At 40.9% G+C, this 1,392-nt stretch carries 1 protein-coding gene; it reads right to left on the bottom strand.

The genetic code is table 11. The features are described 5' to 3' along the window. A partial coding sequence (locus HX005_RS10510; RefSeq protein WP_286377320.1) for a hypothetical protein occupies positions 1-1,392 on the bottom strand: 1,392 nt, incomplete at both ends.

The following is a 1,392-nucleotide window of genomic DNA, read 5'->3' on the forward strand; positions in this document are numbered from 1 at the left end:
AATACGCCATCTACAAGATTAGTAACGAGGTCTAGAGATAATGAATTATTTAATACGCCATCTACAAGATTAGTAACGAGGTCTAGAGATAGGGAACTATTAATAACACCATCTACAAGATTAACAACTAAGTTAAGAGAAAGTGAGTTATTTAATACGCCGTCTAATAAACCAGTTACGAGATCAAGAGATAATAAGCCGCCAAGTAAACCATCAACTAAGTTGGTTACAAGGTCAAGTGATAATAGACCACCCAAGATGCCGTCTAATAAACCAGAGACTAAATCAAGCGATAACAAGCCACCAAGTAAACCATCAACAAGATTAGTGACAAGGTCAAGTGATAATAGACCACCCAAGATGCCGTCTAATAAACCAGTTGCCAGATCAAGAGACAACAAGCCGCCAAGTAAGCCATCAACCAAGTTAGTGACAAGGTCAAGTGATAATAGACCACCCAATACGCCGTCTAATAAACCAGTTACCAGATCAAGAGACAACAAGCCGCCAAGTAAGCCATCAACCAAGTTAGTGACAAGGTCAAGTGATAACAAGTCGCCTAAAAGACCGTCTAATAAACCAGAGACTAAATCAAGCGATAACAAGCCGCCAAGTAAGCCATCAACAAGATTAGTGACAAGGTCAAGTGATAATAAACCACCCAATACGCCATCTAATAAACCAGATACTAGATCAAGCGATAACAAGCCGCCAAGTAAACCATCAACCAAGTTGGTTACAAGGTCAAGTGATAATAGACCACCTAATACGCCGTCTAATAAACCAGTTACGAGATCAAGAGACAGTAAGCCGCCTAAAAGACCGTCTAATAAACCAGTTACGAGATCAAGAGACAATAAGCCGCCGAGTAAGCCATCAACTAAGTTAGTGACAAGGTCAAGTGATAACAAGCCACCAAGTAAACCATCAACCAAGTTAGTGACAAGGTCAAGCGATAATAAGCCACCAAGTAAACCATCAACAAGATTAGTTACAAGGTCAAGTGATAACAAGCCGCCGAGTAAACCATCAACCAAGTTGGTTACAAGGTCAAGTGATAATAAACCACCCAATACGCCGTCTAATAAACCAGATACGAGGTCAAGCGATAATAAGCCGCCAAGTAAGCCATCAACTAAGTTAGTGACAAGGTCAAGTGATAACAAACCACCCAAGATGCCGTCTAATAAACCAGTTACGAGATCAAGAGATAACAAGCCGCCAAGTAAGCCATCAACCAAGTTAGTGACAAGGTCAAGTGATAATAGACCACCCAAGATGCCGTCTAATAAACCAGAGACTAGATCAAGCGATAATAAGCCGCCAAGTAAGCCATCAACTAAGTTGCTTACAAGGTCAAGTGATAATAGACCACCCAAGATGCCGTCTAAT

Source organism: Acinetobacter sp. R933-2, from assembly GCF_030325485.1.
In the GTDB taxonomy this organism is placed as follows: domain Bacteria; phylum Pseudomonadota; class Gammaproteobacteria; order Pseudomonadales; family Moraxellaceae; genus Acinetobacter; species Acinetobacter sichuanensis.